Raw genomic sequence first — 24945 nt, 5'->3', positions numbered from 1 at the left:
GGAGAGGTTCTTACCGGAACCTCTGCCAGAGGATTCTCCCCATAACCCGGAAGGTGAAGTCGAGTTCGTCGAAGAGCGGGATGCCGTTCTCCTTGAGGATCTTACGGCCCCGTTCCATCGAGTCGCCGCCGAGCAGCGTCCCGACGATCATGTTCTCGGTCTTCTCGGAGAACCGGATGATCTGGTTTGCGAGCTGTTCCGACCCGATGACGAGGTTCGGGAACCCGACGACGAAGGCGATGTCCCAGCAGTCCTGGTATTTGACGAGCGTGTTGAACGTCTGTTCGAACCGCTTTTCGTTGGCGTCGCCGAGGAGGTCGATCGGGTTGTTCTTGTTCCAGAAATCGGGCAGGAGTTCGTTGAGTTCTTTCAAGACCTTCGGCGGGAGGGTGATCAGGTCGATGCCGTAGCGCTCGGCGTAGTCGGAGGAGAGAACGGCGAACCCACCGGCGTTCGTGATCACGACCGCCCGCTTGCCGCGGGGGTAGCCCTTCGGGCTCGACAGCATCTCTGCGACCTGGAAGGTGCCGGACAGGGTGTGGACGGGGATCACGCCGGACTCGCGGAAGGCTTCCATGTAGACGTCGTACGACCCCGAGAGCGAACCCGTGTGGGACGAGGCCGCCTGCTGCCCTTTCACCGACGAACCGGACTTGATCGCCACGACGGGTTTGGTCCTCGAGACCTCGTTGACCACCTTCATAAAGGTCTTGCCGTCCTGGATCTCCTCGATGTAGAGGATGATGCCCTTGGTCTTGGGGTCGCGCTCCACGAACCTGAGGTAGTCGATGAAGTTGAGGTCGGCCTGGTTGCCCACCGAGACGACGACGGAGAACCCGATGTCCTGTTTGATGCTCCAGTCGACCACCGTGTTGACGATGGCCCCGCTCTGGGAGATGAAGGCGATGTTGCCGGGTTTCGGCGACTCGTGGACGTAGGTGGTGTCGATGCCCTTCGGGGGGATGATCAGGCCGAGGCAGTTCGGGCCGATGATCCGGGTGCCGTAACGCTTTGCGATCTCCATGACCCGGTCCTCGAGCGCTTTTCCTCCCTCGCCCATCTCCTTGAACCCGGCGGTGATGATGACCGCCATGACGACGCCCTTCTGCCCGCACTCCTCGATGACGCTCGGGACGTGCTTGGCCGGGACGGTGATGACCGCCATATCGACGGGGTTCGGGATATCGAGGATGGAGGCATACGCTTTGAGCCCCTGGACCTCCGGGCGCTTGTTGTTCACCGGGTAGAGCTGTCCGGGGAAGTGGAGGAGGTTGTGCATCACGGCGTAGCCCATCTTCTTGGGTTCGGACGAGGCTCCGACGACCGCGATCGACCGGGGGGTGAAGTACTCGACCGGCACGAAGGGCCGCTCTTTCGCCACCTTATCGACCGCCTCGTCGTCGACGAAGATACGGGCGTCGACGATGCAGGCTCCCGACTCATACAGTCTGACCGGGTTGATGTCGAACTCCACGACGTTGGTGTTCTCGGCGAAGAAGCAGTTGATCGCCCACATGATCTTGACGAGCGTCTCCTCATCCCGCGGTTTCGACCCCCGGTAACCCTGGATCATCGGGTAGCCGTGGATCTCCCTGATCATCTGCCGGATGGTCTCCTCGGTGATCGGCAGGATCCGCAGGGTGACGTCCTTCATCAACTCGACGAGGGTGCCCCCCATACCGAAGGTGAGCACCTTCCCGAACGCCGGGTCGGTCTTCCCGCCGATGATCAGTTCAAGCCCCGGCGCCGCCTGCTGCTCGACGATGACGCCCTTGATCTCGGCATCGGGGTTGTATGCCTTGGCGTTTGCGACGATCTTGTTGAATGCCTCTTCAGCAGCCTGCTTTGAGGATATACTGACGATAACGCCGCCGGCATCGCTCTTGTGGACGATCTGGGGCGAGTGGATCTTCATGACGACCGGAAACCCGATCTTCTCCGCCGCCTTGCCTGCTTCTGCAGGATTCTTGACGATCGCGTGTTCGGGCACCGGTACCCCGTATTGTTTCAGGAGATCGTATGATTCGAACTCGCTCAGCATTCTTTTTGCCATGGTTGTCGCCTCATGTTGTGACTGTCTATTCGAGCATCTTTATGATTCTGCAGTTCAGGTTCCCCGGCATATGAACCGTCTCCCGGAAAGCCAAACCGATAATCGGTATGAACCTTAAAGCGTGTTACCAGATCGGCTTTATAGGTTTTGTAATGATTCTACATGACAAATCCCCCGCGGAGTTCCTATGGTTTCCTGGATTCCTATGCTGCCTCTTTGGATTTCCAAAATTCCGGAGTAACGGGGATATCTATGGCTGCGTCGGGAGATCGGTCCGGTGGGTTTGGGGTCGGGCCTTCGCCCCACGATGAGGTCGTCCTCTGTGCCGTCGAGGTGCCGGAGGCTATCGGGGATCGGGCGGCGGTCGACCCGCTCCTTGCCCGTCTCTCCGATCGGCGTTACAACGCTCGTGCGAGGACAGCCCGGGCGCTCCTCGGGAGCCTCGACGCTCCCCGCGCCCGCCTTGCGCCGATGCAGGCGGTAAAAGACCGGGAGCCCGAGGTGCGGAGGGCTCTGCACGGGGACGCTCGGGGCGATGAGCGTTGATCCTTACGAGAGTTCCCATTTGAGAGTTCTTGGCTCTCCGGGTTTGCTGATAACGTATCCCGATATGACGTATCCCAATTCATCCTACCGGACCATGGTCACGCCTATATGTGTCCAATCGCTTCCCCTCTGTCCGGAGCAAATGCAAACAGTAAAGCCCACTTGCTCTAATCACATTCTATTCCGTCTCGAATGGCTGAATCTCACCTCTAATTATACGGAGGAGCGGATTTGCACACTTTCTATGGCGATAGGCATGAATGACGATAGAACAGTATTCAAGCGGGTGGATATGGACCTCTCCAGCCTGCTCCATTATATCGACCTCGGCGACATCGGTCTGCCGGATATCCAGCGGCCGTTTGTCTGGTCGTCAACGAAGGTTAGAGATCTTTTCGACTCTATGTACCAGGGCTTCCCGGTCGGTTATCTCCTCTTCTGGGCTAATCCCTCAAGAACCGATGTCAGGCAGATTGGCCTCTCTGAGAAGGCTCACAACGTTCCGAGCCTGCTCATCATCGACGGTCAGCAACGGCTCACCTCGCTTTACTCGGTCTTCCGCGGGAAATCGGTGAAAGATGGAGATTACAGGGAGAAGCGAATTGAGATCGCGTTCTGTCCTGCCAATGGGACGTTCGAGGTGTGCGACGCGGCAATCCGGAAGGATCCCGAGTACATCCCCGATATCTCAGCAATCTGGGCGGACGGCAGGTCGAGTTATAGTATCATAAAGGATTTCTTGCAGGCCCTCAGTGAAAAACGAGATATTTCGGGTGAAGAGGAAGAAAAGATTAGTCATAATCTGGATCGGCTCTTCGATCTTCAGAAGTACCCGTTCACCGCTCTTGAGATCGCCTCGTCGGTCGATGAGGAGCAGGTCGCAGATATATTTGTCCGGATCAACAGCCAAGGCGTAACTCTCAATCAGGCGGACTTTATTCTGACACTGCTTTCCGTCTTTGGAGAGGATCTGCGAAAAGAACTGGAAGATTTCTGCTTTAGGTGCCGGTTCCCTGCCACACCGGGCATGGGCCCTTCACCCTATAACCACTTCATCCAGCCATCTCCTGACCAACTCCTCCGGGTATCTGTCGCTCTTGCCTTCTCCCGTGGTCGCCTCAAGAGCGTCTACCAGGTGCTGAGGGGCAAGGATCTTACCACTGGTGAATATTCCGATGCAAAGCGCGACGAGCAGTTTGCAAAACTCCGCAAGGCCCAGCGGCAGGTGCTCGACCTGACGAACTGGCACCAGTTCTTCGCGTCGCTTGTCGGTGCCGGGTTCAGAAGCGGTGACCTGATCTCATCGCAGACATCCCTGATCTATACCTACGTATTCTACATCCTTGGCAGGCATCGCTTCAACCTGCCCCAACATGTTCTTGACCGGCTTATCCCGCGATGGTTCTATGCGGTCATTCTCTCGGGAAGGTATACCGGATCGCCGGAATCGGTGATGGATGGCGATCTGAACCTGATTAAAGATCTCAATACCGCCGAAGAGTTCGTGCAAACACTTGAAGGGATTATCACAAACACTCTTACCAGCGACTTCTGGCAGATCACCATCCCGAACAACCTGGTCTCCTCTTCGACCCGACACCCTCTTCTTTTTGCGTTCTATGCAGCGCAGATTAAATTGAAGACACCGGTGCTCTTCTCAAACAAGTATCTTGCCGATCTGATGGATCCGACTATTCAGGCGAAGAAGAAGTTCATCGACCGCCACCACCTCTTCCCGAGAGCATGGCTCGAACGAGAGGGCGTTACAGACATGACCCGGATCAACCAGATTGCCAACCTGGCATTTGTAGAATGGCCCGACAATATCAGGATCAGCGATATGGCACCGGCCGATTATGTCACGATGATCCGCAGGCAGAAACTCTACTCCGATGACGAGTGGAGGGCGATGCATGCCATGCATGCCCTGCCCGAAGATTGGGAACACCTTCCGTATCAGGACTTCCTTGAGCAGCGGCGCAAGCTGATGGCCGCGATCATCAGGCAGGGATTTGAGGCAATTTAAGGAACGTTACTGGAGCGGAGGCAACAAGATGGATGAAGGATTAGTTGCATACGAGCCTAACCTGATTTCAACAGATTTTGAAGGTTTTTCGAAAGGGTTGGCTCATTACCTTAATTATCTGGGTCTTCCAACTGCAGATGATGTTTTTTTTAAGTAGATGAAAGATCAATTATAATCGCCAACATAGCGCTGTTGGGTAAGCGATTTTAGTGGTAATTTTGAGAAAGCGGACAAGAGCTATTTCCCCGGTATGCCTCACATTGGATTACTGTAACTTGCCCTTGCCCGCAATTACCTCTTAGAATCAGGGATCTCGCTAAAACCACCTCCTTGATCCCAGCTCTGAGAAAATATCCGGGAACGCTTCGTCGAGGAGGCGCCGATTGACCTGAATTACTTCCATATCTTTAAGACCCCACGGATCATCAACCCATTCTTTCTCGTCCAGGATGCATTCCAGCAATTCTTGAGTGGTTTCGCTAAGCGTGATGTGGGCGAACGCTTTTTCATTGTAAAGGTCTTTGCATTCTAGCACGTTATTCAACTCGTTAAGGAGGTATTTCTTGAATTGTTCGCCCGGAATTTTTTGCTTATCATATGCAGAGAGGATGTTTTTCATCCTGTTCGGAAATCGCTCCCGTAGTCTGGTGCCGATAGGATCATCGCTCTGCAAAAGTTCAATGAGACGCAGGAAATCCTTAATTTCTATCTCCTGGTACCACATGGCGTATTGCCTCTTCAGCCAGGTCTTGATCCAGAAGGCTAGACCTTCGGATTGCTGGGCGTTTTGCTGATACGGGATAGGGGTTATGCCTGATGATTCAACCCCCTTTGTTGAAAAACCAACGTCATAATATAAAGTGTGGTAATTTTTCAAGTATACTGCGGCAAGTGCGTTTTCTGTTGTGAGGTTGCCTTTGGAATCCAATTCGCGTGGGATATCACGGAAGTGTATCCGGCTTACAATCGAATTGAGCGGTGTTCGAGGATTTTGAGTCATATCGTTAATTGCAAGGAAAAAGAGGTTGACCAGCAGGTCGCAGGATGGTCCCTTCTGGCCACCGTAGAAGAGTTCCACGGAAAACGTAAATCCCTGCCAGTTCTGTGAAAGAAAGTAAAGACAGGCATTCGGTGAGACTTTGATGAGGGCAAGGATGGGAAGGATGAGAAAATTGTATTCATGCAACCGTTGATAATCTCGAAGGAAACTAGCGTAATCCAGATACGGGAGCTGATTATCGTAAAGTCTGAAGGGTTCTGATCCGAAATTCTCCCTGATACGCTCCATTTGCTCGCCCGTATCCATATCAGCGGGGAATACGGGTATCTTGATCTGCATGCATGTTAACTGGTTCCAGCGGTTTGATGTCGCAAAATCCCACGATTCCTTATTCTTTTCATAGAAATGCGCAACATATGCTTGTTGAAGTTCCTGAAATGTCTGATCAGTTTCAGCTTTCCATATCCAGAAAACCTCTTCAGCCTCATGTGGCTCCCAATCGAACATGTTGATTACAGTGAGCATCTTCACGCCCTTTGCGAACAATATCTCCCGAATGAGAGATTCGCTGATTCTGCTCTGGAAATAATACTCGCCGAAGAGCTTCGTCAACTCACGAGGCAATGAATGCTCGATAGTAATGTTCAGAATCTGTTTAAACGCATCGAGATCCGGGTTGATGTAATAATGCTGTGTCTTTTGGAAGGCACGGCCAAATCCCGTCCGTCTTGACTCTTTCTTGAGTAGTCCCATCTTATGGAATTTCTCGCACCAACTTGAAGCGGTAGGGACACTTACCTTATGATCGAGCATGAAGTTGATGTGCCTTGGATATGAGTAGAAGTGCTCTGTTGGAAGAAGATATTCAGGTGTCTCTGTCCTGAATGGGTTGTATTTGTAATCCCTTTGCGCCAGCCCTTCACGGATAATGAAAAGTTTGAGGATCCACCAGCCTTTCTCGGTAATCGTACTGGATTTACTCATAATGACTCCATGAGGTGGTTGATATCCACGTGTGTTGATCGGTTACATGAGTCCCTATATAAATACTTGCCATGTGTAAAACAGTAATAGATTCCAATTACGCCTTGGATTTAATTTATACCTCAATGGCATATCTCTTTCTTGTATGTCGGCCACGGTTAATGTCAAATCAGCAAACTGGCATTTCACTTCCGCGTGCAACTATAACTGCTCTTTCTGCTGCATGCAGAAACTCACCGGTGAGTTGAGATCGCGCGAGAAAGCGCTCTATGTTCTTAAGCACCTTGTTCGGTTGGGCATTGAAAAGATCAACTTTGTCGGCGGCGAGCCGATGTGTAGCAGCCTGATCTATGATGCCGTTGCAGCGGCAAAAAAGATGGGGCTTGTCGTTAGCATCACAACCAACGGGTCTCTCCTTGATGAAAACGCCCTGAACCGCCTGTCCACTCATGTGGATTGGATCGGGCTGTCCATTGATTCGGCTTCGGATTTGGTTGAAAAGACCCTTGGACGCGGAGACGGTACGCATGTTCAGCATGCAATCGAAGTTGCCCGGATTGTGCACAAACTCGGGATGAAACTCAAAATAAACACCACAGTGACGAAATTTACATTCCAGGAGGATCTGTCGGAGCTGATCCGGGCACTCGATCCTCACAGGTGGAAAGTCTTCCAATTCCTGCACGTAAGGGGTCAGAACGATCATGCAGTAATCCCGCTGGCGATAACCCAGGACGAATTTCAGGAATTCAAAATAAGGCATGAAGGTACTCTGTTGCGCACGGGAGAACTGCCTGTTTTTGAATCAGCAGATCTCATGCGAGATTCGTACCTGATGATCGCTCCATCCGGAAACATATTCCAGAATACCCAATATCCTTTTCGAGAATATCCCATTGACATGGTGAGTACAGACCTGCTCGAGCAGATACTCAACGTTCGCAACTATGCCTCCCGAGGAGCAGTCTATGCCTGGTAAGTGGTAGGCTTTCTGGATCGTGATTAGAGGAGGTGGTAGGGTGTAGAAGTGAACCACATTTAACCATTAACTGATGAGTCGTGTTGAGAAAACTCACTGAAAAGGAGGGCGTATATGACAAAAAAGGGTATGACCAAAGCGGATGCACAGCGAATTCAGTCGCACTCGGATAAAACTGGTTCCAGCAAAGATTTTAAGGCCCGAGCGATGTCTGCAGGGGAGAAGAACAGTAAGAGGTGAGAGGAAAATTTGAAAATATTTTTCAAAACGATCGGTATAAATGCGTATCAAGCGTCGGCATCGAAGCATTTCTCATCTCGCGCGAGGCTTTCGCGACCGAGTCGGCCAGCGCAGGGTTCGGCCCGAATTCTTTGAGGATCTCCGAAAGTTTCTTCTTCGGCGGGGTGTACTTCAGGATCATTTCAGAACCTCACCAGCCCCCGTCTCCCGATCGCCGCCCATCCCACGAGACACACCATCCCGACCGCCACGTTGATCGCCCCGAGGCTGAGGACGAGATTCTCCCCGGCAAGGAAGACGAGAACCATCCCGGCACTGCCGAAGACGAGGCCCGAGCAGTTGATCAGGGCTGACGCGGAGCCCGTATCCTCCTTCTGCTGTTCGAGCATGAGGAATGCTCCCGGGGAACGCACGCAGCTGCCCATCATGGAGGCCGGGAAGAGGGCGAGGGCAAAGAAGAGCGGCCCCAGGTTCCCGAAGAGGCAGACGAGTGCGCCACCGGCGAGGATGACGGCGAATCCGGAGGCGACGATCGTTCTGCGGCTCGCGTGCCGGGAGAGCCGGAGGTAGAGGAACGGGCCGGCTATCAGGCCTGCGGCGTTGAGGGCGAAGTAGAAACTGTACGACTGTTCCGAGAGCCCGAACCCCTCCTGGTAGATATACGACGAAGCGGAGACGAACGCGAGCGATGCGGTGCTCACGAGCGAGAAGACGATGAGGAGCGAGGCGAAACCGGGGTTCTTGAGCACCGCCCCGAGCCGGCGGACGGACTGCCCCACGGTGCCGTTATGCCGCGAGGGTATGGTCTCTTCGAGGAGGAGACCGCCGACGAGCGAGACGACGCCGATGAGGGCGAGTGCCGCAAAGAGGCCCCGCCACGAAGTGTAGGGGAGCATGAACGCCCCGAGGACCGGGGCGACGGCGGGCGAGATGACCACCATCGACTGGACGAGCACGAGCACCGACTCCCGTTTTCTCCCGTCGTAGGCGTCTTTGACCATCGCGGTCGCGACCGCAGCAGCAGCACTCCCCCCGATCGCCTGGAGAATGCGGAAGGCGATCAGGTGCCATACATCCCAGGATAAAGCGCATCCGACGCTTGCGGCGACATACAGGGCAAGCCCCGTAAGCAGGACGGGCCGGCGGCCGTATTTGTCGGAGAGCGGCCCCCAGAAGAGCAGCCCGAGGCTGAAGAAGATGAAGAAGAGGATCAGGGTGAGGTTTGTCTGGCTCGCGGAGACGCCGAAGTAATCCCCCATCCCGGGAAGGGCAGGGAGGTAGAGATCGGTCGAGAGCGGGACGAAGGCGGAGAGCAGCGCAATAAGGACGACAAGGCCGCGTTCCCCGAGATACTTCTGAGGTTTCCGGGCACTGTCGGGGGAGCGGTGCATGGTATCGTCTCTATCTCGGGGAGCGGTGCAGAAATGGGCGCTTGCCCTCAGAACAGAATGCTGCTATGGGGATTCGAACCCCAGTCGCAGGAGTGAGAGTCCTGCATGATTGGCCGGTCTACACTATAGCAGCGCATTGCACCAACGTGCTCTAAATTATTGGCCGTTATCATACTTAAACCTGTCCCGTCCTCCGCCTTCTCCGGTCATCCCGGTAGCCGGACAATCTAAACCCTATACGGGCCGGAATTTTCCCTTCGCTTCGTGATTTTCATCACAGACACCAATAAGTAGCTTCCCCGCATATCTGTATCGGCAGCAATGAGCAGTGTCGAAGAGCAGATACGAGAACTTGAGGACGAGCTCAAGAATACCCCGTACAACAAGGCGACCTCCAAACATATCGGCCGCGTCAAGGCGAAACTCGCAAAGATCCGTGACGATGCGGTAGCCCGGGCCATGGCGTCCTCGGGCGGGGGTGAGGGCTACTCCGTGAAGAAGTCGGGAGACGCCACCGTCGTCCTGGTCGGCTTCCCATCGGTCGGTAAAAGTACGCTGCTCAACAGGCTCACCGGTTCGGAACTCAGCGAGACGGCGGCCTACGCCTTCACGACCGTCTCGGTCATCCCGGGCTCGATGGAGCACCGGGGTGCAAAGATCCAGATCCTTGATATCCCCGGCCTTATCGCGGGTGCGGCCATGGGCAAGGGCCGCGGGAAAGAGGTTATCGCCGTCGTCCGTTCCGCAGACCTGATCCTGGTTCTGGTCGACGTCTTCAACGAGAAGCACGTGGACGTCCTTCTCCGGGAACTTCACGATGCCGGCATCAGGATCAACCGGCTAAAACCCGATATCACCATCAAGAAGGCCGGATCCGGCGGTATCCGGCTGAACACCGTCGGCGCCGTCGACCTCGATCTCGAGGAGATCCGTGCAATCCTGGCAGAGAACAAGATCGTCAACGCCGATGTCCTGATTCGTAGCGATGTCACACAGGACGACTTCATCGACGCAATGATCGGGAACCGTGTCTACGTCCCCGCGTTCATCGCGGTCAATAAGGTCGACCTGGTGGAAGAGAAGACCCGGGCGAAGATCGAGAGCGAGTTGACCGAGCGGTTCGGCGAAACGCCGATCATGATATCCGCCCACAGCGGCTACCACATCGAAGAACTCAAAGACGCCATATTCGAGAACCTGGGCTTCATGCGGGTCTACTTGAAACCCGTCGGCGGCCCTGCGGATATGGAAGAACCGTTGATCATCAGGAGCCCCGCAACGATCGAGGATGTCTGCAACCGCCTTCACCGGGACTTCGCCGACAAGTTCCGTTACGCAAAAGTCTGGGGCGACTCGGCCAAACACGACGCGCAACGCGTCGGCATCACTCACCAGCTCGCGGACGGGGACGTCCTCACCGTCGTCACCCGCCGCTGATCACTTCTTCGAGGACCGGGAGCGGCGCATCGGTCTTTATCGCCGTTCCCGAGTAGTGTGCGCGGCTTGCCTGGTAGCCGAGAGCCTGCAACCGCCCGATGACACTCTCGATCCCGGCAGGAGAGAGCCGCAGGCGTTTTGCGACGACGTGGTAGTCGTAGTGGCTCGACGTATCGAGTTCCTGCCGGCAGGTCGCGAGCAGCCGCCCGATCCGCGTCCCGGTTCCGGCCGTGACCGACGCCAGGCCCTCCTGCATCGCGGCAAGCGTCGCATCGTCGTTGATCCTCCCCGTCCAGAGCGGGCCGACCGGCACGAGGCTCGCGCCGCAGAGCGGGCACTCTTCCGGTTCGGGGAGCATTCCGGTCCTCTCCGAGCGGTAGAGGCAGTCTGGACACTGCATCACGTAGCCGATCCGTGCAAGCGCCCGGTCGGCCGCCGCAGCCCCGTACCGGAGCCGCAGGTGCAGGCGGTGGAAGTGCTCGTGCGCGTAGCAGAAGAGCGGTTCCACCCCGCGGTCGTACTTGATCACCTCGCGTGCCACGAACCCCATCAGCGTCCGGAGACCGACCTCGGCGTGGTACTCGGTGTTCCGGGGCCGGGAGAAGTAACGGCGCATGCCTGCCTTCAGGTGCGCCCCGCAGAGCGGCGCGGTGTCGGTGGCGGTGACGAAGAGGTAGTTCCCGGCGCTCCGGGCCGCGGAGTCGACGAACGGCGCCGGCGTTCCGAAGGGGTCGAGGTCGACGGCATCGAACGTTCTCCCGCTCATCAGGACGTTCGCGTCCTCGCGGGTGACCTCGACGGCGAGACCCAGCGCCTCCGCGTTCCGCCGGGCGAGATCGACCGCTTGCGCGTTCCGGTCGTTGATCGTCACCGGTATCCCGACCTCGTGTGCCACTCTGAGGCCCCGGACACCGGATGCGCCCATCGCGTCGAGGTAACTCTGTGGCCTCAGTACGGCGAGCAGGAGGACGGTGGCGTCCCGGTTCATCTCCATGCGCGCATTATAAAAGACCGGGCCGCTTCCCGGCGGGAACTGGAGGCGAGGATCCTGTCTGGGTACGAGAAACCTGGTTCTTCCTTCGGTAACCTCGACAACGTCCATGCTTCCCGAAAAGGTGGATGCTCGATACGCTTATACCTTCTCATGAGCAATACTTCTACTCCAGGGTATGGGCTTGTGGCCTAGTCCGGACATGGCGTCAGCCTCCTAAGCTGAATGTCGGGGGTTCAAATCCCCCCAAGCCCGTCGTTTTTCCGAATCCAACCCACGATAGACCCTCGGGTTATTTATCTTCCGCCAGAGAACCTACCTCTTCAAGAATGAGCGCCGCCGCATTCATCCGGATTACCCGCCCGCACAACGCCGTCGTTGCCGGCCTTACCGCGCTCATCGGCTATCTCATCGCCACCGGGACGCTCACCCCGCCGTCGCTCCTGCTCGCCGTGATCGTCGCGCTCATCACCGCCGGCGGGAACGTCATCAACGACGTCTGCGACGTTGATATCGACCGGATCAACCGCCCCGACCGCCCCATACCGGCAGGGGAGATCAGCCTTGGCGGTGCAAGGGCGTATGCAGCGGCGCTCTTTATCGCCGGCATCGCGATTGCCGCCCTGACACCGCCGCTCTGCCTTGCGATCGCCGTCATAAACTCGAGCATCCTCGTCGCCTACGCCGTCCGGCTGAAGCGCATCCCCGTCCTCGGCAACGGAGCCGTCGCCTACCTGACGGCGAGCGTCTTCCTCTTCGGCGGAGCGTTTGCGGGCATCGAGGGGCTGGTCCGGAACCTCTCGCTCGCGGCGATCACGTTCCTTGCGACCATCGCGAGGGAACTCCTGAAAGATGCGGAAGACGTCGACGGGGACGCGGCGGGGGGCGCACGCACCTTACCCATGATCGTCGGCGTCCAGAGGACGGGGATCTTCGCGTTCGCCTGCGCCTGCGGCGCCGTGGTGGTGAGCCTCCTCCCCTCCGGCGACTGGTGGGGCCTCTTGTACCTCGCCGGCATCGCGGTCGTGGATCTCGTCATCCTCTTCGGGGCCTTCCGGGGTCTTAGATGCACGACGCCGGGCTGCGTCCGGGAGTCCGGTGCGACATCGATCCTGCGAATGGGGATGTTTGCCGCGCTTGCGGTCTTTGCGATTGCCGCGGTGATATGACCGCGGGAACCCCGATAGTTCAATACCTTCATCCGGCCGTCCCACTCATCGCACTCCCGCCCGCCCCCTCTTCGCACCTTCAGTGCTCGATCTCCGTCCTTTCAGGACGTCGTTCACCCAATAGCGATACTCACCACGATCCACAGGATGGGGAGAACCGTACACGGCTTTCTGTGGATATCGCCACGCACTGCCCCCGCCCCTTGCGGGCGGGGGAGGAGGCCGAAGGCCGGGCGGGGTGGGGGCTATCGATAGAGCCTTACGCGATAGAGACAGGAGAGGAGGATGCTCCCCCTCCCCGTCAGCCCCACCCCCAATGGCGATACCCCCACGGTCCACTGGATGGGAAGATGCTGAAAAGTGTGGTGTGTGCCCCGGGACATGGTTTTTCCACCGGATATCGCCATAACTGCCCCCGCCCCTCGTGGGCGGGGGAGGAGCGCGAAGCGCGGGCGGGGTGGGGGCTACAGATAACAGCATGTGTGGCGGAGACAGAGGAAAGGGCTACAGATAGAGCCTTACGCGATAGAGGCAGGAGCGCGGGCTACGGGAAACGACAGACTCCGCCGGTGATGTAAATATCCGGCGAACATGGGCCGACAAAAAAACAGATGCAGCCCTGCAATGTTTGGATAATCACACTGATAATTTTATCAGGTTACGGGCCGAGCTGTTATCCAGGAGATCTTCATGAAAGTTTACCGGCACGGGGACACGTACATAGCACCGAAAGGTTCCTTTTTTGACGGAAACGTGAAGATAGACGGGAATTTCATCACCCCTCCCGAGACGCACATCTGGGGCAATATGGTCGTTGCCGGCCGCCTCGAACTCGGGCCGGGTTCGACGGTCGGCGGGTTCGTCGAGGCCGACAGCATCGTCGTCGGCCATGACGCCAGGATAAAAGGGCCGCTCAGGGTTCTGGAGACCGCCACCATCTGCGACAACGCGTGCCTCCATTCGGTCAAGGCGGGGGGCAACGTCACCCTCCGGCCGGGGGTCAGGGTCGGTGCCGTGAACAGCGACGAGACGATCTTCGTTTACGGCAAGGTCACCAGCGAGCAGTTATTCGGCAGGGCCGTGAAAGTCTACGGGGTCTGATGAATGTTTGATGCCGAGCATAGCGGCATCTCTCACCGCGCCCCAGTCCGCTACCGTCTCCACGCACCCGTCTTTTAGGTTCACGACACCGAGAGCGACGATCCCTATCCGGTCGGACATATCGATCCCGTCTTTTACCTCCATGAGGCAGCCGACGCCGATGATCGCCCGCGGGTGATACTTCTTGACCATCCGCTTGATGAACGTCGAGCCCGGGACGATGAAGACCCGGTAGCCGCGTTTCTCAAGCCACGCAGTGTTCTCCCCGACCGAACAGCGGCCGCAGTTGCGGCATTTGAGGCCTTCCGGCGTCAGGTTTGCCGGACACTGCGCCGAGCGAAGGCATTGGGGCAGGAAGACCGCCCGCTGCTCGACGGGGGTCTCGGAGAAGGCCTTCGTGTTCATGGTGTTCCTGAGCGTTATGAAGAACGTGATGAGATCCTTGTCGTCCAGCCCGAGGAGTTTGCAGAACGCCTTCACGAGCCCCTCTAAAAGGACCATGCCGGGTATCAGGATCTGCGGTAAGTAGAACTTCCCCCGGGTGATCGAGGCGGCGGCGATGATCGCGAGGGCTACTGCGGCAAGGAGCATCCCGAGGATGAGGAAGAACGTGACCTCCCCGATGAGGGTCATCAACTGGATCCAGATCTCGGAATCGAGGAAACTCATGGCCGGACCTCCTTATCTCGGACCAGCCGGAACGACTCCGTATACGGCGGCCGGAGCACCCCGATCTCGGTGACGATCGCATCGACGAGGTCGAGCGGGGTGGCGTCGAAGGCGTAGTTGAGCACGTTCACACTCTCGGGCGCGAGTCTTTTATCGCCGCAGTACGCGAGTTCGGAGCGGTCCCGCTCCTCGACGGTGATATCCGTCTCCTCGCGGGAGAGGTCGAACGTTGAGACGGGCGCCGCGACGTAGAACGGTATGCCGTGGTGGCGGGCGGCGACGGCATGCATATACGTCCCGATCTTGTTGAAGACCGCATCCTTCGTGATCCGGTCGGCGCCGACGACGACGAGGTCGATCATCCCCTTCCGCATCAGGTACGCCGCCGACGAGTCGGGGATGAGGGTCACGTCGACCCCGTCCCGGGCAAGTTCCCAGCAGGTGAGCCTCGAACCCTGGTTGAGCGGCCGGGTCTCGCAGGCGATCACCCGCACGTCCTTTCCGGCTTCAACCGCCGACCGGATCGTCCCGAGCGCCGTTCCCCAGCAGCGGCAGGCGAGCGCTCCCGCGTTGCAGTGGGTGAGCACCGTGCACCTCTCCGGGAAGAGTTCTTCGCCGAACCCGCCGAGCCTCCGGCAGGTCAGTTCGTCCTCCTCGGCGACGGCGTTCGCCTCGGCAACCGCTATCTCCTTCGCCTCCGCGACCGATGCCGCCAGCGCCATCTTCCCGAGCACGCTGTCGATTCCCCACGCGAGGTTGACCGCGGTCGGACGGGTGCCCCTGAGGAGTTCGCCCGCCCGGCCGACCTCGCCCGAGAACCGCTGAAGGTCTGTCTCCCTGCTCCGGACGGCGGCGAGCGCCACGCCCATCGCGCCGGCAATCCCGAGCGCCGGCGCTCCCCGGATCTCGAGCCTCCGGATCGCCCGGGCGAGGTCGTCGACGGTCACGCACCGCATCTGCTCGTAGCGTTCGGGGAGCAGGGTCTGGTCGATGTAGAGGATACACTCGTTCTCCGCATCCCACGCGATGGTGTAGGGATCTCCCTCGTCCAGCATGTTCATCCCACCCTGATTGTATCGAGGAACGCCCGCATGGCCGCCGCCTCGCCCATCGCGACGGAGTCGGGGATGTCCCTCGGCGCGGTGGCGGTTCCTGCCACGTAGATCCCGGGCTTCACCGTGAGCACGGGGCCGAGTTTCTGGTCGGCGACCCCGAAGAACCCGGACTCGTCCCGCGGGATGCCGAGCATCCGGGCCACCGCATCCGCACCCTGGGCCGGTTCGAGCCCGACGGAGAGGACGACCAGGTCGGGGTGGAACGTCTCCACCTCGCCGGTCTCGGTATTCTCCGCGACCATCGTCAGGTGGTCGTTCTCCTCGAGCACCTCGCCCGGGAACCCGCGGACGAACCTGACCCCGAGGCTCCTCGCCCGCTCGTAGTACTCCTCGTAGCCCTTGCCGTATGCCCGGATGTCGTTATAGAAGACAACGACCTCGATATCGGGGTTCTTCTCACGGATGAGCGTGGCGTTCTTCATCGCGTACATGCAGCAGACGCCGGAGCAGTAGGGGCGGCCGACGGAGAGGTCGCGGGAGCCGACGCACTGGACGAACGCCACGCTCCGGGGGGGCTTGCCGTTCGAGAGCCGCTTGAGTTTCCCGCCCGTCGGGCCGCTTGCGTTGATCATCCGCTCGAACTCCAGGCTCGTGATGACGTCGGGGATGAGAAGGTAGCGGAGTTGCGCCTTGTTTTTGGCATCGAACGTCGCATACCCGGTCGCGACGACGATGCTTGCCGCCTCGATCTCGAGGTGGCGCTCCTCGTCCTCGTGCAGGATCGCCTCCTTCCCGCAGGCATCGTAGCAGAGCCCGCACTCGATGCAGTGCTCCTGGTCTTTGACGACGATGTCCGGGACCGCCTGGGCGTGCGGCTTGTAGATCGCCTTCCGGACGCCGATGCCCGCGTCGAACCGGTTGTAGACCTCCACCGGGCAGATCGCGACGCAGTCCCCGCAGCCGTTGCACTCGTTCTCGAGGATGTAGCGGGGGTGCTTTTTGACCCGGACGCGGAACCTCCCCACCTCGCCCTCGATCCCCTCGACCTCGGAGCAGGTATGGATGGTGACGTTTGGGTGCCGGGCCACCTCGACCATCTTCGGAGAGAGGATGCACATCGAGCAGTCGTTCGTGGGGAACGTCTTGTCGAGCTGGGCCATGTGCCCGCCGATGGTCGGTTCGCGCTCGATGAGGTGGACGTGGATGTTGTGGTCGGCAAGGTCGAGCGCCGCCTGGATGCCCGCGACCCCGGCGCCGATGACGACGACCTCAGCCATGGCGGTACCTCCCTGCGAGGTTGACGTATTCACGCGCGTTGTGGAGGATGCTCTCCTGCTGCTCGGGCGTCGTCTCCCTGATCACTTTGCCGGGCACGCCGAGGACGAGCGAGTTTGACGGGATCTCTTTCCCCTCCGTCACCACCGCGCCGGCGCCGATGATGGAGCCCTCCCCCACCACCGCGCCGTTCAGGACGACGGCGCCCATCCCCACGAGCACCCGGTCGCGAATGGTGCAGCCGTGCAGGATGGCGCCGTGCCCGACCGAGACTTCCGCACCGATGGTGACCCCAAATCCGGGCGTGGTGTGGACGACGGCGTTGTCCTGGATGTTCGAGCCCGCTCCGACCGTGATCGTATCCCGGTCGCCCCGGACCACAGCGCCGAACCAGACGCTCACGTCGTCGGCAAGCCTCACGTCTCCGATGACCGTTGCGTTCTCTGCGACAAAGACGCGGTTCCCCACAACCGTTCCGCTCTCCATAGTGAGTCTACTATTGGTTGCGGCGATACAAAATGTTCTCCATAGGTGCCCCGAACGGTGCGAAGCGGGGGCCGGGGAGGGAGCCTGCGCCGCTTCACACCAGAATATAGATCAGCATCGCCGAGATCCCGCCCGAGAACGTGGCGATCAGGTTCGTGCCCGAGTTCCCGATCCTGCCGCTGTTCTCGAGCGTCGCGCCCACCAGGCTGTCGACATTGGTGCCGATGAACCCGGCGGCGACCGTGACGACGGCCATCCCGGGGTCGGCGACACCCATCGCCCATGCGACGACGGCGACGACGGCGGATGCGATGACGGCCGCCGCCTCGCCCCGCACGGTCACCCCGCCGTTCGTCCCCCGCGGCACCGGCTTGAGCGTCGTGATCAGGTACGGCATCTTCCCCGTGACCCCGATCTCGCTTGCGGCGGTATCGGCGGCGGCGGAGGCGACACTGCCCATGAAGAGCGCCACGAATGCCGGGTGCCCCGTCAACCCAAAGAGGATGGCGGCGGCCGTCGCCACCAGGCCGTTTGCGAAGACGTTGAAGTAGCCGCGTACGCCCCCGTGCTCCTGGGCGACACCGAGCTGCTCCTTGTCGCGGTAGCGGTACCGGGTAGCCCCGGCACCGATGATGAAGAAGGTGAGCATGATCAGGAACCACCGGACGTCCGCGAAGACGATCAGGATGATCCCGATCATGGCGCCTGAGAAGAGGCCGCTGACGTCGGCCACCCGGAACCGGTAGGCGGTGTAGCCGAACCCGAACCCGATGAGCGCCGCGGCGATGAGAAGAGTCAGTTCGACCTCGAAGTTGAGTTCCTCGAAGAGGAACATCGTCATCGCGACGCCGAGCGCCTCGATCATCAGGGCATCGTCCCGCCCCCGGAGAGCCGCCCGGAGGAGCACCGCGACGACCACCCCCATCACGGCGACGAGCGGCGCGGCGTACTGCAGGTAGAGCATCACCGCAATCGATACGACGATTGCGGCAACCAGGTGGTGGAGATACGACGCGTGCTTCCCTCCGGTAACGCGGAACGCCGCCTCCCCGGTCACGACGATGCCGAGCGTGCAGGTGAAGACGAACGTCGAGAGCCAGCCGAGCCCGTAGAGCACGGCAAGTGCGATGATCGAGAGCGATATATATCGGGTATCCTTGATGAGGAAGAGGACGAGCGAGAACGGAACGAGGAAGAGCGTGAGCAGCCACGCCGGCTGGAGCAGGGGAGCAAGGCCTATGAAGACGAGGGTGAGCACCGATGCCAGAACCAACCCCAGAGGCTTTGTCATTCGTATACGGTTGGAAGTGCAGGGACAAAGCCTTTAGGGTCGAACACCTGCCGTCTCGCGGTTTTTAGCGGTGAACGTTGCAGGAATTCCGGGCCGGGTGCGGCGAACCCGTGCGCTCCCGGGAATACCCGGCCGGGGAAAGCCCAACAATATATTTCACTGGGAAGAGAGAGATTATACGCTGAAAATGTCGCCGTCACATAAACTACCCAAAAACTACGATATCGAAGAAGTGGAGACGCGCTGGCAGAGTACCTGGCGGGATGAAGACAACTATTTCGACCCCGTCTCTTCAAAACCGCGGTTCATCATCGACACGCCGCCTCCCTACCCCACCGGCAACTTCCATATCGGGAACGCTTTAAACTGGTGCTATATCGACTTCATCGCGCGGTACAAACGCATGCGCGGTTACAACGTCATGTTCCCGCAGGGGTGGGACTGCCACGGCCTCCCCACCGAGGTGAAGGTCGAGGAGACCTACGGGATCACCAAGAACGATGTACCGCGGGAGAAGTTCCGGGAGATGTGCCGCGACCTCACGCTCTCAAACATCGAGAAGATGCGGGCGACCATGCGGCGGCTCGGGTTCTCGACCGACTGGAGCCACGAATACATCACCATGCTCCCGGACTACTACAGAAAGACCCAGGCGTCGTTCCTGCAGATGCTCAAAGCCGGCGACATCTACCAGAGCGAGCATCCGGTGAACTTCTGCACCCGGTGCGAGACGGCCATCGCGTTCGCCGAGGTCAACTACGCGCCCCGCACCACCAAACTCAACTACTTCGACTTCGACGGCGTCGAGATCGCCACCACCCGGCCGGAACTGCTCGCGGCCTGCGTTGCCGTGGCCGTCCACCCCGACGATGAGCGGTACCGCGGGATGAAGGGAAAGAGGCTCACCGTCCCGATCTTCGGTCACGATGTTCCGATCATCGAGGACGTCGCGGTCGATCCGGAGTTCGGCAGCGGTGCGGTGATGATCTGTACGTTCGGCGACAAGACGGACGTCTACTGGTGGAAGCAGCACGGCCTGGATCTCCGGAAAGCCATCGACCGGCAGGGCGTCATGACCGCAACCGCGGCCCCGTACGAAGGGATGACGTCGGAGGCCTGCAGGGAAGCGATCCTCGCGGATATGGAGAAGGCCGGGATCCTGAAGCGGCAGGAGGAACTCGAACAGCGGGTGGGGACCTGCTGGCGGTGCAAGACCCCGATCGAGATCCTCTCGGAGCGACAGTGGTTCGTCCGGGTCCACCGGGACGAGATCATGGATGCGGCGCGGAGGGTCTCCTGGACGCCGGAGCACATGTTTACCCGGATGGAGAACTGGGCGGAATCCATGGAGTGGGACTGGTGCGTCTCCCGGCAGCGGATCTTCGCGACCCCGATCCCGGTCTGGTTCTGCACCGCCTGCGGCGAGATGGTCCTCCCAGCCGAGGAAGACCTCCCGATCGACCCGACCGTCGACAAGCCGAAGGCCCCCTGCCCGAAGTGCGGCGGATCGGAGTTCACCGGCGAGAAGGACGTCCTCGACACCTGGATGGACTCCTCGATATCGGCGCTCCACGTCACCGGGTGGGACGGGACCGGTAAACCGCCGTACTTCCCGGCGCAGCTCCGCCCCCAGGGCCACGACATCATACGGACGTGGGCGTTCTACACGATCCTCCGGGCGAAGGCGCTGGTCGGGAGCCACCCCTGGAACGAGATCCTGGTGAATGGGATGGTGCTCGGGGAAGACGGGTTCAAGATGAGCAAGAGCAGGAACAATATCATCGCTCCCGAGGAGATCGTCGGGCAGTATGGCGCGGACGCGCTCCGGCAGTGGGGTGCCGGGGGCGCTGCGACCGGCTCGGACATCATGTTCAGCTGGAACGACGTCGTCGCCGCGTCCCGGTTCCAGACCAAACTCTGGAACATCTTCAGGTTCGTCATGGGGCACCTGGAGAAAGGTGCCGATCCCGAAGCGCCGGTGACGGAACTCACCGACCGGTGGCTCTTCGTCCGGCTCTCCGAGACGGTCGCGGAGGTCACCGTCGCGATGGAGGGCTACCAGTTCGACCGGGCGCTCAGGGCGATCCGGGAGTTCGCCTGGAACACGCTCGCCGACGACTACATCGAGATCGCGAAGGGGCGCCTCTATACGGACGACAGCAGCAGGGCCAGCGCCTGCAGTGCGCTCCAGACGACGATGGACGTCCTCTGCCGTCTCCTCGCCCCGATCATCCCGCACTTCGCGGAGGAGTGCTACCACAACCTCACCGGCGAGAGCGTGCACAAAGAGGCCTGGCCGGACTTTTCATACGCCGACGACGAAGCGCGGCGCCACGGCGATCTCCTGGTGAAGACGATCGCGGAACTCCGGCGCTACAAGCACGATAAGGGCATGGCGCTGAACGCCCCGCTCGGCCACGTGATGATCTACGCGCCTGAACCGGTCGACGACGCCGGCGACGCCGGGCGGGCGCTCAATGCCGACGCCCACTGGTCCGCCGGGGCGCCCAGACTCGAAGAGGTCGTGAGCGGCGTGGACTTCAACATGGCGGTGATCGGGCCGACGCTCAGGAAGCAGGCGCGGGGGTTCATGCAGGCCGTGGAGGCGCTCCCGCCGGAACTGCTCAAGAACCCGCCCGCAACCGTCACGACCGACGGCGAGGAGATCCCGGTGCCTGCCGATTCCTTCACGCCGAAGGTCGCCTACCGGGTGGCGGGAGAAGAGGTGGACGTCCTCACGCTCGGGGACGTCGTCGTGACGATAGGGCACCAGCCCTGATCTCGTCGGCGATGAACCGGGCAACTTCTTCTTTTGGAAGCAGCGCATCGACGATGACGAACCTTGAAGGGTCGGCCGCCGCAAGGCCCAGGTAGTTCTCCTGCACCCGCGAGAGGATAGCGGCGCTCTCGAAATACTCTCTCTTTTTCTCAGGGCCAAGCCTTGAGACGGCGTTTTCTACCGGCAGAACCAGGAGGAACGTCCGATCGGGCCGGATCGACCACCCCTCGTGAATCCGGCGCAGCCAGGAGAGCGGGTCGGGGAGGACGCCGTCGAGGACGACCGGCTGGTAGGCGAACCGCGAGTCGGCGTAGCGGTCGGAGACGACGAGCCTTCCCTCGTCGAGCGCGGGCCGGATCACCGTATCGATATGCGCGGCGTGGTCGGCGCAGAAGAGCAGCGCCTCGGTGATCGGATCCATCCGCTCGGCGATCGCCCGCCGCACCGACTCGCCGACCCAGGTGGCGCCGGGCTCGCGGGTGAAGAGAGGGTCGAGGTCGGCGAGCAGTTCGTGGAGACGGGCAAGAAGCGTGCTCTTGCCGCTCCCGTCGATCCCCTCGATGGTGATCAGCACGGGTGCCCCCTCCGGAGCCACTCGAGCGGCACCGTGCCGCGGTGAACGGCAGTTGCTATGATCGCCCCGTCGAACCCGGCGTCGGCGAGGAGGCGGATGTCGTCGGCACCGGCGACCCCGCCCCCGTAGAGGAGGCGGCCGGAGTAGCATGCCCGCAGTTCTTCGAGTTCCTCACGGTCGAGGCCGCGCTCCGTCCCAACGGCGCCGATGTTCAGGAGGATGCACCCCTCGAACGAGAGTGCCGCCGCACGGCGCAGCATCTCCGCCGGGGAGATGCCCCAGGGGAGCACCCGGCCGCCTTTGACGTCGATGCTCAGGTAACCGCCCCGGTAGGCTGCGAGGTCCTCGATCGCCGTTGCGGCCGTCTCGGTGCCGACGACCGGCGTCACGCCCTCGACCGCAGCGCATTCGGCGGGAGTCCGGCAGCCTCGATCGAGGTAGCATCGCTCGACCATGGCGGCACAGCGCCGGACGAGGTCGTCCTGCGGCGCCCCGCCCTGGAGACGCTCGAGGTCGGCGATATAGAGATACCGGGGCGCGAGCGCGGATAGGTAGGCTTCCGGCTCGGCCGAAGGGGCAAGCCCCCAGGTCAGCGGCCGGTAGCCGGCGCGGTCTCCGGACTTCCCGTGCACCACGAGACCGCCTGCCAGATCGACTGCAAGAATCAGTTCCATGTCCTCAACGTAATCACTATTAGGGAGAAGGATCATTAATTTCTATGCAATTACTCGTCAGTCCAAGCAGCATTGAGGAGGCAAGAAGCTCGCTTTCCGCTGACATTATCGACGTAAAGAAACCCTCGGAAGGGTCGCTGGGCGCGAATTTCCCCTGGATCATCCGGGGAATCAAGGAGATCGCCGGCAAGAAGCCTGTCAGCGCTGCAATCGGGGACAATGAGTATAAACCGGGAACAGCAGCTCTTTCTGCATACGGCGCCGCGCATGCCGGTGCCGATTACATCAAAGTCGGCCTGATGTTCGACGGGGACGACCGCGCCCGCGAGGTCATCGAGGCGGTGACCACGGCGGTGAAACGCGAGTTTCCCGAAAAATACGTCGTCATCGCCGCCTATGCCGATTTTGCGAGGATGGGCACGATCTCGCCGTTCGCGATCAGTTCTCTGGTCGCTGACGCCGGGGCCGACATCGCCATGATCGACACCGGTATTAAGGATGGGAAGAGTCTCTTTGAGTTCATGGACGAGGAGACACTGGACCAGTTCACCGCGCGGAACCGGGAACTCGGGTTGCAGACGGCTCTTGCCGGTTCGCTGAAGTTCGAGGACCTCGATGCCTTAAAGCGGATCGACCCCGAGATCATTGGTGTCCGGGGGATGGTCTGCGGAGGCGACCGCTCAACGGCGGTCAGGGCGGAACTGGTGGAGAAAGCAATGATGATGCTCAGGTGACGTATGTACAGCGAGAAGATGGAGATGGAAACAACATTTACGTTCGACGACGTGCTTCTTGAGCCCGCCGAATCATGGGTCGAGCCCGATGAGGCCGATGTCAGGTCGCGGTTCTCGCGCAACATCCCCCTGAATATACCTCTCGTGAGCGCCGCCATGGATACCGTGACCGAGTCGGTGATGGCGATAACCATGGCCCGCGAAGGCGGCATCGGTGTCATCCACCGGAACATGACCGCTGAAAACGAGGTCGCCGAGGTCAGGATCGTCAAGCAGGCCGAAGACCTGATCGAGCGCGAGGTCGTGGCGGTCGATCCCGAGGCCACGGTCACCGACGTGGAGCGGATCATGCGGCAGTACGGTATCGGGGGCGTGCCCGTCATCGAGAACGACAAGGTGATTGGTATCGTCAGCCGCAGGGACATCAGGGCGATCCTCCCGAAACGCGGCGAGGCGAAGATCACCGGCTACATGACGAAGAAACTGATTACGGCTTCTGAGGACATCACGGCGGAGAACGCGCTCGAGACGATGTATGCGAACAAGGTCGAGCGGCTCCCGGTCGTGGACGCGGAAGGGTGCCTGGTCGGCATCATCACGATGCGGGATATCCTCGAAAAGAGGCAGTATCCCCGTGCGAACCGCGATGCCAACGGGAAACTCCGGGTCGCCGCCGCGGTGGGCCCCTTCGACTTCAACCGGGCGATGATGCTCGTCGAGGCGGGGGTCGACGCCCTGGTGGTGGACTGCGCTCACGGCCACAACATGAACGTCGTCAAGGCGGTCGGCGAGATCAAGGCAAGCGTCGCCGTCGACGTGGTGGCCGGGAACATCGCGACGAAGCAGGCGGCCTCGACCCTTGCCGGGATGGTGGACGGGCTGAAGGTCGGTATCGGGCCGGGCTCCATCTGTACCACGAGGATCGTCGCGGGCGTGGGCGTGCCGCAGGTCTCTGCGATCGCGAACGTTGCCGGGGTGGCGCACGAGGCCGACGTGCCGGTGATCGCCGACGGCGGCATCCGCTACTCAGGGGACATCGCAAAGGCGATCGCCGCCGGCGCGGACTGCATCATGGCGGGCAGCCTCTTTGCCGGCACCGACGAGGCGCCGGGGAGGGTCACGACGATCAAGGGCCGGCGCTACAAGCAGTACCGCGGGATGGGATCGCTCGGCGTCATGAGCAGCGGCGAGTCGAGCGACCGCTACTTCCAGAAGAAGGAGATCGGGAGGACCAAGTTCGTCCCCGAGGGCGTCGAGGGGGTCACCCCCTACGTCGGCCGGGTTGCGGACGTCATCTACCAGCTTGTCGGCGGCCTGAAGTCCGCCATGGGCTACACGGGTTCGAAGACGATAGCCGATATGAAGAGAAACGGTAGATTCCTCAGGATCACGCCTGCGGGGTACGGCGAGAGCCACCCGCACAACATCATGATCACCGACGAGGCGCCGAACTACCGCCTCTTCGAATGATCCTTTTTTATGGTTGAATCA

The 24945-nt window shown here is 60.2% G+C and carries 22 protein-coding genes and 2 tRNA genes; 11 read left to right on the top strand and 13 right to left on the bottom strand.

Annotated features, from left to right (window positions below; translation table 11 throughout):
- Positions 1 to 10: 10 nt before the first annotated feature.
- A complete protein-coding gene (locus tag L21_RS11485) occupies positions 11 to 2053 on the bottom strand; it encodes an acetate--CoA ligase family protein (protein WP_074370601.1) in 2043 nt (680 codons plus the stop codon).
- Between the two features lie 252 nt (positions 2054 to 2305).
- On the opposite strand from L21_RS11485, the gene L21_RS11480 reads away from it, so the two are divergent.
- The 3 genes from L21_RS11480 to L21_RS14485 all read left to right on the top strand — a co-directional run bounded on the left by L21_RS11480 (position 2306) and on the right by L21_RS14485 (position 4782).
- Positions 2306 to 2599 carry a HEAT repeat domain-containing protein gene (locus L21_RS11480; RefSeq protein ID WP_074370600.1) on the top strand — a complete coding sequence of 98 codons (294 nt, stop codon included), beginning with the start codon at positions 2306 to 2308 and terminating at the stop codon, positions 2597 to 2599.
- A 244-nt stretch (positions 2600 to 2843) separates the two neighbouring features.
- Entirely contained in the window at positions 2844 to 4625 is a 1782-nt protein-coding gene (locus tag L21_RS11475) for a GmrSD restriction endonuclease domain-containing protein (protein WP_218600647.1), read from the top strand.
- A 28-nt stretch (positions 4626 to 4653) separates the two neighbouring features.
- The gene (locus tag L21_RS14485) at positions 4654 to 4782 is read left to right on the top strand and encodes a hypothetical protein (protein WP_256713141.1); all 129 of its coding nucleotides are present in this window, start codon (positions 4654 to 4656) and stop codon (positions 4780 to 4782) included.
- A gap of 159 nt (positions 4783 to 4941) precedes the next feature.
- Here the strand turns inward: L21_RS14485 and L21_RS11470 are convergent, their stop codons facing one another.
- On the bottom strand, positions 4942 to 6609 hold the full coding sequence (locus tag L21_RS11470; RefSeq protein ID WP_074370599.1) for a hypothetical protein: 1668 nt from the start codon (positions 6607 to 6609) through the stop codon (positions 4942 to 4944).
- Between the two features lie 145 nt (positions 6610 to 6754).
- Here L21_RS11470 and L21_RS11465 point away from each other — a divergent pair, with 145 nt between their 5' ends.
- Positions 6755 to 7588: a viperin family antiviral radical SAM protein gene (locus tag L21_RS11465; protein ID WP_074370598.1), complete on the top strand. Its 834-nt coding sequence runs from the start codon at positions 6755 to 6757 to the stop codon at positions 7586 to 7588.
- A 262-nt stretch (positions 7589 to 7850) separates the two neighbouring features.
- On the opposite strand, the gene L21_RS14200 is transcribed toward L21_RS11465, so the two are convergent.
- The 3 genes from L21_RS14200 to L21_RS11455 all read right to left on the bottom strand — a co-directional run bounded on the left by L21_RS14200 (position 7851) and on the right by L21_RS11455 (position 9352).
- Positions 7851 to 8009 carry a hypothetical protein gene (locus tag L21_RS14200; RefSeq protein ID WP_178377729.1) on the bottom strand — a complete coding sequence of 53 codons (159 nt, stop codon included), beginning with the start codon at positions 8007 to 8009 and terminating at the stop codon, positions 7851 to 7853.
- Position 8010: 1 nt separating this feature from the next.
- A complete protein-coding gene (locus L21_RS11460; protein ID WP_074370597.1) occupies positions 8011 to 9219 on the bottom strand; it encodes a multidrug effflux MFS transporter in 1209 nt (402 codons plus the stop codon).
- 58 nt (positions 9220 to 9277) lie between these two features.
- A tRNA-Glu gene (locus L21_RS11455) sits at positions 9278 to 9352 on the bottom strand.
- A gap of 188 nt (positions 9353 to 9540) precedes the next feature.
- Here L21_RS11455 and L21_RS11450 point away from each other — a divergent pair.
- Positions 9541 to 10656 (top strand): OBG GTPase family GTP-binding protein, encoded by a 1116-nt coding sequence (locus tag L21_RS11450; protein ID WP_074370596.1) that lies wholly within the window; start codon positions 9541 to 9543, stop codon positions 10654 to 10656.
- Here the strand turns inward: L21_RS11450 and L21_RS11445 are convergent.
- The gene (locus L21_RS11445; protein ID WP_074370595.1) at positions 10643 to 11758 is read right to left on the bottom strand and encodes a tRNA (guanine(10)-N(2))-dimethyltransferase; all 1116 of its coding nucleotides are present in this window, start codon (positions 11756 to 11758) and stop codon (positions 10643 to 10645) included. The genes L21_RS11450 and L21_RS11445 overlap by 14 nt on opposite strands.
- A 69-nt stretch (positions 11759 to 11827) precedes the next feature.
- On the opposite strand from L21_RS11445, the gene L21_RS11440 reads away from it, so the two are divergent.
- The 3 genes from L21_RS11440 to L21_RS11430 all read left to right on the top strand — a co-directional run bounded on the left by L21_RS11440 (position 11828) and on the right by L21_RS11430 (position 13917).
- Positions 11828 to 11902 (top strand) — tRNA-Arg (locus L21_RS11440).
- 74 nt (positions 11903 to 11976) lie between these two features.
- A complete protein-coding gene (locus L21_RS11435; RefSeq protein ID WP_074370594.1) occupies positions 11977 to 12816 on the top strand; it encodes a geranylgeranylglycerol-phosphate geranylgeranyltransferase in 840 nt (279 codons plus the stop codon).
- A gap of 690 nt (positions 12817 to 13506) precedes the next feature.
- Positions 13507 to 13917, top strand: coding sequence for a bactofilin family protein (locus tag L21_RS11430; RefSeq protein WP_074370593.1), 411 nt, complete (start codon positions 13507 to 13509; stop codon positions 13915 to 13917).
- Here L21_RS11430 and L21_RS11425 read toward each other — a convergent pair.
- From L21_RS11425 to L21_RS11405, 5 genes are all read right to left on the bottom strand, one after another.
- Positions 13882 to 14586 carry a DUF116 domain-containing protein gene (locus L21_RS11425; protein ID WP_074370592.1) on the bottom strand — a complete coding sequence of 235 codons (705 nt, stop codon included), beginning with the start codon at positions 14584 to 14586 and terminating at the stop codon, positions 13882 to 13884. The two genes, L21_RS11430 and L21_RS11425, sit on opposite strands and share 36 nt — an antisense overlap.
- Positions 14583 to 15641 (bottom strand): S-methyl-5-thioribose-1-phosphate isomerase, encoded by a 1059-nt coding sequence (gene mtnA, locus L21_RS11420; RefSeq protein ID WP_178377728.1) that lies wholly within the window; start codon positions 15639 to 15641, stop codon positions 14583 to 14585. The genes L21_RS11425 and mtnA overlap by 4 nt, the downstream gene beginning before the upstream one ends.
- Before the next feature lie 2 nt (positions 15642 to 15643).
- Entirely contained in the window at positions 15644 to 16918 is a 1275-nt protein-coding gene (locus L21_RS11415) for a CoB--CoM heterodisulfide reductase iron-sulfur subunit A family protein (protein ID WP_074370590.1), read from the bottom strand.
- Positions 16911 to 17402, bottom strand: a complete 492-nt coding sequence (locus L21_RS11410; RefSeq protein ID WP_074370589.1) for a gamma carbonic anhydrase family protein — start codon at positions 17400 to 17402, stop codon at positions 16911 to 16913. The genes L21_RS11415 and L21_RS11410 overlap by 8 nt, the downstream gene beginning before the upstream one ends.
- 94 nt (positions 17403 to 17496) lie before the next feature.
- Positions 17497 to 18693, bottom strand: a complete 1197-nt coding sequence (locus L21_RS11405; RefSeq protein WP_074370588.1) for a TIGR00297 family protein — start codon at positions 18691 to 18693, stop codon at positions 17497 to 17499.
- Positions 18694 to 18880: 187 nt separating this feature from the next.
- Here L21_RS11405 and L21_RS11400 point away from each other — a divergent pair, with 187 nt between their 5' ends.
- Positions 18881 to 21472 (top strand): valine--tRNA ligase, encoded by a 2592-nt coding sequence (locus L21_RS11400; protein WP_074370587.1) that lies wholly within the window; start codon positions 18881 to 18883, stop codon positions 21470 to 21472.
- Here the strand turns inward: L21_RS11400 and tmk are convergent.
- Together tmk and L21_RS11390 are read right to left on the bottom strand one after the other, a co-directional pair.
- The gene (tmk, locus tag L21_RS11395; RefSeq protein ID WP_074370619.1) at positions 21429 to 22046 is read right to left on the bottom strand and encodes a dTMP kinase; all 618 of its coding nucleotides are present in this window, start codon (positions 22044 to 22046) and stop codon (positions 21429 to 21431) included. The genes L21_RS11400 and tmk overlap by 44 nt on opposite strands.
- Positions 22040 to 22720, bottom strand: a complete 681-nt coding sequence (locus L21_RS11390; protein WP_074370586.1) for a HisA/HisF-related TIM barrel protein — start codon at positions 22718 to 22720, stop codon at positions 22040 to 22042. The genes tmk and L21_RS11390 overlap by 7 nt, the downstream gene beginning before the upstream one ends.
- 44 nt (positions 22721 to 22764) lie before the next feature.
- Here L21_RS11390 and L21_RS11385 point away from each other — a divergent pair, with 44 nt between their 5' ends.
- Together L21_RS11385 and guaB are read left to right on the top strand one after the other, a co-directional pair.
- On the top strand, positions 22765 to 23454 hold the full coding sequence (locus L21_RS11385) for a (5-formylfuran-3-yl)methyl phosphate synthase (RefSeq protein WP_074370585.1): 690 nt from the start codon (positions 22765 to 22767) through the stop codon (positions 23452 to 23454).
- A 3-nt stretch (positions 23455 to 23457) separates the two neighbouring features.
- Positions 23458 to 24924 (top strand): IMP dehydrogenase, encoded by a 1467-nt coding sequence (gene guaB, locus L21_RS11380; protein ID WP_074370584.1) that lies wholly within the window; start codon positions 23458 to 23460, stop codon positions 24922 to 24924.
- The last annotated feature ends 21 nt before the right edge of the window (positions 24925 to 24945 follow it).

This window comes from Methanoculleus chikugoensis (assembly GCF_900095385.1).
In the GTDB taxonomy this organism is placed as follows: Archaea; Halobacteriota; Methanomicrobia; order Methanomicrobiales; family Methanoculleaceae; genus Methanoculleus; species Methanoculleus chikugoensis_A.
This window is presented reverse-complemented; position numbering and strand designations above follow the sequence as displayed.

Excerpts from the sequence above, each read along its gene's own strand:
- L21_RS11485 (WP_074370601.1), bottom strand. The coding sequence starts at position 2,053 with ATGGCAAAAAGAATGCTGAGCGAGTTCGAATCATACGATCTCCTGAAA.
- L21_RS11480 (WP_074370600.1), top strand. The coding sequence starts at position 2,306 with ATGGCTGCGTCGGGAGATCGGTCCGGTGGGTTTGGGGTCGGGCCTTCG.
- L21_RS11475 (WP_218600647.1), top strand. The coding sequence starts at position 2,844 with ATGGCGATAGGCATGAATGACGATAGAACAGTATTCAAGCGGGTGGAT.
- L21_RS14485 (WP_256713141.1), top strand. The coding sequence starts at position 4,654 with ATGGATGAAGGATTAGTTGCATACGAGCCTAACCTGATTTCAACAGAT.
- L21_RS11470 (WP_074370599.1), bottom strand. The coding sequence starts at position 6,609 with ATGAGTAAATCCAGTACGATTACCGAGAAAGGCTGGTGGATCCTCAAA.
- L21_RS11465 (WP_074370598.1), top strand. The coding sequence starts at position 6,755 with ATGTCGGCCACGGTTAATGTCAAATCAGCAAACTGGCATTTCACTTCC.
- L21_RS14200 (WP_178377729.1), bottom strand. The coding sequence starts at position 8,009 with ATGATCCTGAAGTACACCCCGCCGAAGAAGAAACTTTCGGAGATCCTC.
- L21_RS11460 (WP_074370597.1), bottom strand. The coding sequence starts at position 9,219 with ATGCACCGCTCCCCCGACAGTGCCCGGAAACCTCAGAAGTATCTCGGG.
- L21_RS11450 (WP_074370596.1), top strand. The coding sequence starts at position 9,541 with ATGAGCAGTGTCGAAGAGCAGATACGAGAACTTGAGGACGAGCTCAAG.
- L21_RS11445 (WP_074370595.1), bottom strand. The coding sequence starts at position 11,758 with ATGGACGTTGTCGAGGTTACCGAAGGAAGAACCAGGTTTCTCGTACCC.
- L21_RS11435 (WP_074370594.1), top strand. The coding sequence starts at position 11,977 with ATGAGCGCCGCCGCATTCATCCGGATTACCCGCCCGCACAACGCCGTC.
- L21_RS11430 (WP_074370593.1), top strand. The coding sequence starts at position 13,507 with ATGAAAGTTTACCGGCACGGGGACACGTACATAGCACCGAAAGGTTCC.
- L21_RS11425 (WP_074370592.1), bottom strand. The coding sequence starts at position 14,586 with ATGAGTTTCCTCGATTCCGAGATCTGGATCCAGTTGATGACCCTCATC.
- mtnA (WP_178377728.1), bottom strand. The coding sequence starts at position 15,641 with ATGCTGGACGAGGGAGATCCCTACACCATCGCGTGGGATGCGGAGAAC.
- L21_RS11415 (WP_074370590.1), bottom strand. The coding sequence starts at position 16,918 with ATGGCTGAGGTCGTCGTCATCGGCGCCGGGGTCGCGGGCATCCAGGCG.
- L21_RS11410 (WP_074370589.1), bottom strand. The coding sequence starts at position 17,402 with ATGGAGAGCGGAACGGTTGTGGGGAACCGCGTCTTTGTCGCAGAGAAC.
- L21_RS11405 (WP_074370588.1), bottom strand. The coding sequence starts at position 18,693 with ATGACAAAGCCTCTGGGGTTGGTTCTGGCATCGGTGCTCACCCTCGTC.
- L21_RS11400 (WP_074370587.1), top strand. The coding sequence starts at position 18,881 with ATGTCGCCGTCACATAAACTACCCAAAAACTACGATATCGAAGAAGTG.
- L21_RS11390 (WP_074370586.1), bottom strand. The coding sequence starts at position 22,720 with ATGGAACTGATTCTTGCAGTCGATCTGGCAGGCGGTCTCGTGGTGCAC.
- L21_RS11385 (WP_074370585.1), top strand. The coding sequence starts at position 22,765 with ATGCAATTACTCGTCAGTCCAAGCAGCATTGAGGAGGCAAGAAGCTCG.
- guaB (WP_074370584.1), top strand. The coding sequence starts at position 23,458 with ATGTACAGCGAGAAGATGGAGATGGAAACAACATTTACGTTCGACGAC.